The organism is Paenibacillus auburnensis, from assembly GCF_927798115.1.
Classification (GTDB): Bacteria; Bacillota; Bacilli; order Paenibacillales; family Paenibacillaceae; genus Paenibacillus_AQ; species Paenibacillus_AQ auburnensis.
Genome location: NZ_CAKMMG010000001.1, coordinates 2,471,245 through 2,479,528 on the forward strand (window position 1 = coordinate 2,471,245; position 8,284 = coordinate 2,479,528).

Consider the following 8,284-nt stretch of genomic DNA (forward strand, 5'->3'; position numbering starts at 1 on the left):
AATCGTCTTCAGTATCGTGTGATACACTTCTTTTAATAGATTGAAGTCTTTGTAAAGGATGATCTTATGACCCGGCGGCCGAACCTATTCATTAAAATGCTTGCGATTCTCCTCTCTCTCATTTCGGTTACGCTCTTATTCTACGGATTGTCATACCGAAAGGATATCGGCGTCATTACCAGTCAGATTAAGACGACCGACTTGAATCATCTGGAGTTCCTAACCCAACAGCTGGATAACAATATCAACCAATTAGCAGGAAGCATGTATGCGTTACAGAGAGATCCGACCGTCCGTGACTATGAGCAGATCCGGCAACTGGGCCATCTCATTGATCCTGCCCAGACCATTATGACCGTGCTGGAGAAGCTTTCCCTTCAGACCAGCTCCAGCACGTGGGAGAACCGGATTGTTCTGTACAAGCCGCTGAGCGGCGAGACCCTGGGCTCGGATTCCTCTCTCTCCTTTGATTCCTCCGTACTGAGTAAGCCTCTGCCTTCGGGCTGGGAGTATATTCCGGAGGACAATGGCAGTGCTGAAGCGGGCTTCCGCCTGCTGCTGTCGGACCCTATCGAGAGAAGAAATGAGCCAAGCGAGGCGGGACTCCTGGTGTCGATGTATTTTCCTGTATCCAATATTGAGCGGTTGTTCGATGCTTACCAGTCGCAAAACAAGGGTGACACTTTCCTATTTAATCCATCATTCGGGGTGATTCTTTCCCGCAATACCGATCCTGAAATGGCGAAGCAGATCGTTGCAACGCTGACTTCTTCGACCGGTCAAGGAACTTCAGAAATCTTTAGCCTTCAGGGAGGCAGCTTCCTCGTCAGTTCAGTCCCATCATCTGCCATCAATTGGCAGGTAGTACATTATTCGCCCCTGAAGCAGATTCTTCAGCCGATCCGGAGCAGCCGCTATTCCTTCCTGACAGGTTCGGCTATCCTTTTGGTCATGAGCCTGCTGTTCTCGCTGCAGCTCTACCGCCAAGTTCAGCGTCCGGTAAGCCTTTTGCTGCGCTCCCTTAACAGAATGAAGGAAGGACGCTGGTCTACCCGTATTCATGCCAAGACCAATCCTGAGTTCACGATGCTCAACGAAGAGTTTAACGAGATGGCGGAAAAGATTCAGTCGCTAATTGAGCAGGTCTATCTGGAACAGATCCGGGCCAAGGACGCTCACCTGAAGCAGCTGCAATCACAGATCAACCCGCACTTTCTCTATAATTGCCTGTTCTTTATCAAGAGCAAGGCCGTTGTAGGCGATACGGATTCGGTGGAGGCGATGGCGCTTAATCTTGGCGAGTATTACCGCTACATCACCAAAGTCGACCATTCCCTCACCACGCTTCAAGATGAACTCAAGCTGCTGGAGAATTACCTGGAAATTCAGAATTTGCGGAAACAGCGCATCCATTATGAGATGGATATTGCCGATGATTTGCTCGGTCTGCAAATTCCCCGGCTGCTGATTCAGCCCTTAGTCGAGAACAGTATCATCCATGGCATTGAGAAAAAAATCGGCCAGGGCTTCATCCGGATCACCGCCAGCCAAACGTCTGCAGCAGTCACAGTCACCGTTGAGGACAACGGAGCCGGTATGACCGATGAGGAGATTGCCTCTCTGTATGCCAGAATATCCGAATCGAAGCGTGAGGACGGAGGGTGCGGATTATGGAATATCCAGCAGCGTCTTAAGTCTCATTATGATGATTCTTCCGGCCTTCTGATCGCCTCTTCACCTGACGGCGGTCTAAAAATCACACTCCGTATGGAGAAGAAAGAGGACAACGATGCACCAAATTCTGCTGGTTGATGATGAACCCTATGTTGTTGATGACCTATCCATCTCGCTTCCTTGGGCGGAAATGGGGTTCGAACAGGTTCACAAAGCCTACTCCGGGTACGAAGCGCTGGAGCTGCTTCAGCGCTATCCTATCGACATTGTAGTTACTGACATCAATATGCCGGAAATCTCGGGCATTGAACTGATCACGTCCATCCGCAGCCGCTGGAAGCATATCCGGGTTGTTATGCTGACCGGTTATGCCGAATTTGAATATGCCCGTAAGGCGATAGAAGAGCAGGCCAGCGCCTATCTCCTTAAGCCGATTGCAAATAACCAGCTAATCGACGTCATCGTTAAGCTCCAGCAGGAGCTACGAACAGAATGGGAGACATGGTCCTCCTATCAGCGGACGATGCAGACCTTCCGCGAGCATCTTCCCCTCCTGCGGGACCGCCTGCTCAGCGAACTGCTCCAGGGACGGAAGCTGTCCGGGCCGCAGCTGCAAGAGCGGCTGGCCCAGTTCGATCTGCCGCTGCGGACCGACTTGCCGGTATGCCTCGCAGTCGTCAGACCGGAGGAATTCTTCCGGCGCCAGGACATGAACAGTATGCTGCTGTTCGAATACGCGATCATCAATATCGCACAGGAGCTGTTCCAAGACCTATTCCGCATATGGTCCTGCAAGGATGTGCATGATTATCTCGTTTTTCTGCTGCAGCCCAGGGATGACATTGAACCCAGCGGTAATCCGGGGTATGATGTCGCGCAGGCAGCCTATCAGTTGCAGAACCATGTCAGCACGCTGATTGGAGGCGGCCTCTCCGTTGTAACCACAGGCTGGGGAGAATTTCCTGACCAAGTCTATTCGCTCTATCAATCCGCCATAATGGCCATCCGCCAGCATATCGGCAGCGAAACAGGTATTTATCTGGACGTGACGGACACCAGCGGCTCCCAGCCTGTGGAGATTCTCCAGCCGCTCTATGAGCCTCCGCTGCTCTTTCATATGTTCGAAGCAAACAACTGGCAGGGTATCGAAGACAAGCTCAATGCCATCACTTCGGAGCTGGCCCGGAATCCAGACCGCTCACTGGAGCATATCCATGAAGCCCGCCTGCATCTGGAGACGGCATTCTATTATTTCGCCCACAAGAACAACAAAATGCTTAGTGAGATTGTAGGCAATCCGCTGCTGGAGCAAGCTTCCTTCCAGACGCCGGACAAGCTGCGGGAGTGGGCGCTTGAGGTCATCGTTCTGCTGAGAGAGCATTTTGAATCGGAACGCCTGAATAGCCGGACTGTCCTGATTCGCACAGTTCATGAGTATATCAACAACAATCTGCATTACGTCTCACTCCAGGCCATCGCCGATCATGTCCGGATGCACCCGGTCTACTTGTCCAAAATGTACAAGCTGGAGACAGGCAAGCGAATCAGCGACTATATCAGCCAGATAAAGATGGAAAAAGCGGCGTATCTGCTGATCCATACGCCGCTGAAAATTTATGAAGTTTCCGCTGAGCTTGGTTATTCCAACGCTCATTATTTCATTAAGCTCTTCAAGGAATATGCCGGCATGACCCCGCAAGAGTTCCGCGACCGGGCGTTGTAACGATCTTAACCTTCAAATCGCAGTTCCACCTCATGGGAGAGGCCATCATCCGCCGCCGGTACAAGCCCTTCCTCAAGCGCCCGGCCATCCAACGTCAGGCAGGCTGCTCCGTCTTGTATCCGGCGGAAGCCCTCCGGCTTGCGGATCGAAATCCGGTAAGAGGAGCCGCCGAGCTTCAGGGTGTAGGCGAAGTCGGTCTGCTCTTCCCGCAGGATCGGATTAAGCTTAATGCCTTGCGCCGTATATTCAATACCCAGCGCTTCCATCAGCGAGAGGGTGAGCCAGGTCGATGTGCCGCTTAGCATCGGACCGATGTTCTCACCGGTCTCGCTGTTGTTGTATTGGGTGCAGAATCGCGGATTTCCGCAGATCGCAAACGGATCCTCCATGGTCTTAAACGGCATGATCCGGTCCAGCAGCCAATAGCCGAACCGGCCCAGTTCAGCGGCGAGCCCCGCATCTGACACTTCCTTCGCTCCCTTGAACATTGCAGCAGCAGCCATCATGCAGGCATGCTTGAATACGCCGCCGTTCTCCCGGTCGCCCGGAAAGTATTCGTCCGAAGCCGTATGGGAGGACACCCGTCCCAGTGCAACAGGCGAGACCAGCTTCAGGCCGAAAGGAGTCATGAGATGCGACTTCATAGTGTCCAGCATCACAGCAATCTGTGCTTCATCGGCACAGCCGGACAGGATGCTCCAGCTGAAGGAGTTCAGGAAATAAGAACCGTCGGATGCCGGATCCGAAGACAGACCATCCCCGGTCGCTCCCAAATAGGTGTATTCGCCGTTCTCATACCGGTTGAACAGCACGCGCGCGAAGAAGTTTTCCTTCCAGGCATGATATTGAATACGTCCCCGCAGCTCTGCCCCGAAGCGGTCCAGCTCCGCGGCATATTCCTGCTCTCCCTTCCGGGCAGCCAGTACGGACAATTCATCCACCGCTACCTTCAGCAGGAAAGCATTCATGACGCTCTCGGAATAATCGCTGTCCAGCGGATCGCCGAAGACTCCGCCTGCCTGCAGCTGTTTCCGGTATCGTTCTTCCTTGGCCGGGCCGTTCAGATACGTATCGTCGAGCTTCAGGCAATCGTTCCAGTCTGCGTAATCCAGCAATGGAAGACCGTGGCGGCCGACCGAAATCCGCCCCGAATATACAATGATCGCCTTCAATGTCTCGAAGACCGGACGACTGGTCTCTTGTCCCGCCACCGGGCAAGACTCGTCCAGGAATTCGAGATCTCCTGTGAGCATTACATAGCGGTAGACGGCTTGAACAAGCCATAACGCATCGTCGGACCATTTGCCCGGCTCCTTGCCGACCCAGAAGAAATTGTGATAGGCATAGCCCAGTTCGAACACCATACTGGTCCATTCCTTCAGCAGGCTCTTCACCAGACCGCTTCTTCCCATACCAACGAAATAATACATCGAGGCGTACAAATCCTGGATTTCGCGGAAGCCAATCTCCCTGTACCCCTTCTGTGTCTGGCAAAAGGAACGGGAGACAAATGATTGGTAGAGCACTTGAAACGGCAGATTGCGGTTGACAAACACATCAAAATCCCCGTCACCGGAGGATACCTGCAGGAACTTGCCATACTCGCGCACGAAGCCGGACGATTCCGCCAGCGCCGATTCCGCCGCGCTGCGGTCAGAGAAACGGGCGAGCAGCGCCCCTACCTCATCCGCCAGCACCGTTTCGCTCCAAGGCGCACCGCTCTTATCCGAGACAAGTCCGGTCAACTGGTCGACAGTTGCCGCGCTTCCGGCGGGAATATGAATCTCACCGGCTACAGCGAAGAAGCCCGGTCCCTTGCGGTGCAGAATGCTGCTCAGCCTGAGCGCACCGGTCGGCCGGTGCAACGAACCTGTACCGACGAACTCATTGTAGCTAACACAATATTCGCGCGGCAGCACCGGACCTTCAGCGCCGTGAATGATCATCGTGTGGAAGCGCAGATCGTGACGGCCGCCTTCCGGATAATAGTCGGGACTGATGGCAGCTACGCCTCCCGAGGAATCTTGAAGTACGCCGCCCTGCATGATGACATTGCTGTACAACACATCCTCGAACAGTGCACCCGGAGCAGCGGAGCCGAACATTCCCGTATACACCAGGCGGAGTTTACGGTTGCCCTCCCCGTGGTTCACAATCTCAATCCGCTGCATTTCAGTAGCCAGAGGCAGCCCTTCGGAATGCGGCAGAATAAAGATAGTCCGTACAATTTCAAGCCCGCTGTACAGGCGGTACGTTATGATGGTTGCGTTCTGCGAATGCCGGCAGACCGCCGATTCAATGCCTGCCTCGCCGGGGTCGGCGGAATAGAAGATCTGCTTCCCTTCCTCGAACAGATAAAATTGCCGGTTGGCCGGGAAGCCGTTCTCTTCCTGGCGCATATCCCAGCGTGTTGCCAGCACTTGGGTTGCCGCATGGGAGCGGAAGCTGCCGCCGCCAAACCGGTCAACAACGCTTTTGGGCGTAGTCTGAAGCGGGTGGGGGAACTGCAGACGGTTGCCCAGCAGAAGATTAACCGCGAAATGCGGACCCGGAACCGGTGAGCGCAAATCAATTACATGCTCACCTTCAGCGTTAAGGATGCCGGCCCAGCCTGGTGCAGCTTGCAGCTGCGCCAGTGCCTCGCTTGCGGTGGCCTCCGGTATGGCAACCGTCTGTTCCGCTCTTCCGGTTTGCCGGATATACAGGGACAATTCCGTGCCTTCACCGTTTGCGGCGAACAGCGCGGATGAACCGGCCTCGGCCGGCAGCAGCGCTGCCACGGCCGGAAGCCTCAGCAGCTCCTGAATGGCCGGCAGCCGAAACGGCAGACCAGCGATGCCGACAGCCCCGCGGCGCTCCGAATTGGTAAAGATGGCGCTAAGGTGTACACCGGCGCCAAGCCGGTCGGCAAAGGCTTCCCTCAGAATATCCTCAGCTGAGACTTTGGTTTCTCTAGCTGTATTAAATATCAACATGATAGCTCTCCTCTTTCTGGCATACTACGGATCAGCCCTTGACGGCCCCCGCGGTCATACCGCTGATAAAGTATTTTTGCGTCATGAAAAATATCACCATAACCGGCACTGTAACAACTGTAGAAGCAGCCATCAGCAGATCATATCGGGTATTGTACTGGCCGACAAACAGGCGGATGCCGACCGGAATCGTCTGTACATCCGAGCTGGTCGTAAGTACCCAGGCAAAGAGAAGCTCATCCCAAGCCGTAAGGAAGATAAAGATAGATGTCGCAATGATACCGGGCAGAGATAGCGGCAGAATAATTTTGTAAAAGGCTTGGAATTTCGTACAGCCGTCAATGGTAGCCGATTCTTCCAAATCTCTTGGAATCGAGACAAAGAAACTGCGCATAATCCAGATACTGATCGGGGTGTAGAACGCCGTATAGACGAGAATCATTCCCCAGTATGTGTTGATCATCGGCAAGCCGAATGTATTCTTGATCCACAGGAACATTAGATAGATCGGGAACAAGAACATAATCCCCGGAATCAACTGGGTGGATATGATACTCATGCTGAACAGCTTCGATCCCGGAAAATCAAACCGGGCCAGTGCATATCCGGCAAGTACAGCAAAGGTACCGGCAAGCAAAGTCGTCGCACCGCAGATCAGAAGGCTGTTGCGGAAATAGACAGCAAAGTTAACTGTATCCCACATATTGATATAATTGACCCACTGCGGCTTCGGCAGGCTGAAGGTAGTGATCCCGTTCAGAATTTGATCATTGGAGTGCAGAGAGGTGAAGACCATCCACAAGATTGGGAATATCGTCAAGATAACGATAAGCCAGGTTACTGAAGTCAGCAGGAACGAACTGACAGAACGTTTACGATGTGTACTCATTGTGCATTCAACTCCGTTCTAAAAGCGCGGTACCAAACGCCGACGATCATCAGCATGGCAAACATAAGCATGATTGAAGCGGCAGAACCTGAACCGAAGGACCAATATCCGAAGGATTGGCGGGTCAAGGCTGTCATCAGGAGGTCGCCCCATTCCCCTGGATATCCGGCACCGTTGCCGAACATCGTGGAAACGATGTTATAGGAGTAGACGTTGTTAATGATTTGGAATAAGAGCTGTACGGCAATAACCGGTTTAAGCATCGGCAGCGTCATATTCCAGAACTGGCGGAGCTTGCCTGCACCGTCAATGGTTGCCGCTTCGTAGATATCTTCCGGAATCGTCTGGAGTCCAGCCAGGAAAATAACCATAAGGAACGGCCAGCCGCGCCAGATGGTCGGGATAATGATCGCCCAAATCGTATTCGGTCCAAGCAGCCAGAAAGGCTTCTCTGCATAGAGATGCAGAACGTCAACCAGGAAATAGTTGATAATACCGTTTTGCTGCCACATGAAGCCCCAGAGTACACCGACAACATAAGACGGTACAACCCATGGAAGCAACATTGCTGTACGGGCAATACTGCGGCCGGGAAAATCACGGTTCAGCAGCATAGCCATCATTAGGCCCATGACCATTACACCAATCGTCACAATGACCGCGTAAATGGCCGTGTTGCGAATGGCGAAATTCAACCCTTGGCGGACGGGATTATCGGAATTGAACAACAGTCCAACATAATTGTCTATCCCTACAAAAGGTGCCTTCAAATATTTGCCCAACGTAAATTGGTTCAGCTTCAAAAATGACATCCAGAATCCCTGAATCATCGGGAGCAGATGCACCAGCAACATGAAAATGATGGTCGGAACCATCAGCATATAAGCAAATTTATTATCTCTAACCCGCTTGCGCCACACTGCGCGTTTGCTTGCAGCCGCTTTTACGGGAAGATTCTTTTCAGTATGGAGTCCCATCTCTTATCCCTCACTTTAGTAATGGAAGAACCGCCGCGCGTTATCG

General features: G+C 53.0%; 5 protein-coding genes. 2 read left to right on the forward strand and 3 right to left on the reverse strand.

Annotation, left to right across the window (positions count from 1 at the left end):
• Nucleotides 1-66 precede the first annotated feature (66 nt).
• On the forward strand, nt 67-1,812 hold the full coding sequence (locus tag L6H70_RS11415) for a sensor histidine kinase (protein ID WP_236332842.1): 1,746 nt from the start codon (nt 67-69) through the stop codon (nt 1,810-1,812).
• A complete protein-coding gene (locus L6H70_RS11420; protein ID WP_236332845.1) occupies nt 1,790-3,397 on the forward strand; it encodes a response regulator in 1,608 nt (535 codons plus the stop codon). Before L6H70_RS11415 ends, L6H70_RS11420 begins: the two co-directional genes overlap by 23 nt.
• A gap of 5 nt (nt 3,398-3,402) precedes the next feature.
• Here the strand turns inward: L6H70_RS11420 and L6H70_RS11425 are convergent, their stop codons facing one another.
• The 3 genes from L6H70_RS11425 to L6H70_RS11435 are packed head-to-tail and all read right to left on the reverse strand — an operon-like array spanning nt 3,403 to nt 8,238.
• The gene (locus L6H70_RS11425) at nt 3,403-6,372 is read right to left on the reverse strand and encodes a GH36-type glycosyl hydrolase domain-containing protein (RefSeq protein ID WP_236332847.1); all 2,970 of its coding nucleotides are present in this window, start codon (nt 6,370-6,372) and stop codon (nt 3,403-3,405) included.
• Between the two features lie 31 nt (nt 6,373-6,403).
• A complete protein-coding gene (locus L6H70_RS11430; protein ID WP_236332849.1) occupies nt 6,404-7,261 on the reverse strand; it encodes a carbohydrate ABC transporter permease in 858 nt (285 codons plus the stop codon).
• A complete protein-coding gene (locus L6H70_RS11435) occupies nt 7,258-8,238 on the reverse strand; it encodes a carbohydrate ABC transporter permease (protein WP_236332850.1) in 981 nt (326 codons plus the stop codon). The genes L6H70_RS11430 and L6H70_RS11435 overlap by 4 nt, the downstream gene beginning before the upstream one ends.
• Nucleotides 8,239-8,284 lie beyond the last annotated feature (46 nt).

Coding starts and splice junctions, on each gene's coding strand:
- L6H70_RS11430 (WP_236332849.1), bottom strand. CDS start 7,261: ATGAGTACACATCGTAAACGTTCTGTCAGTTCGTTCCTGCTGACTTCA.
- L6H70_RS11415 (WP_236332842.1), top strand. CDS start 67: ATGACCCGGCGGCCGAACCTATTCATTAAAATGCTTGCGATTCTCCTC.
- L6H70_RS11425 (WP_236332847.1), bottom strand. CDS start 6,372: ATGTTGATATTTAATACAGCTAGAGAAACCAAAGTCTCAGCTGAGGAT.
- L6H70_RS11420 (WP_236332845.1), top strand. CDS start 1,790: ATGCACCAAATTCTGCTGGTTGATGATGAACCCTATGTTGTTGATGAC.
- L6H70_RS11435 (WP_236332850.1), bottom strand. CDS start 8,238: ATGGGACTCCATACTGAAAAGAATCTTCCCGTAAAAGCGGCTGCAAGC.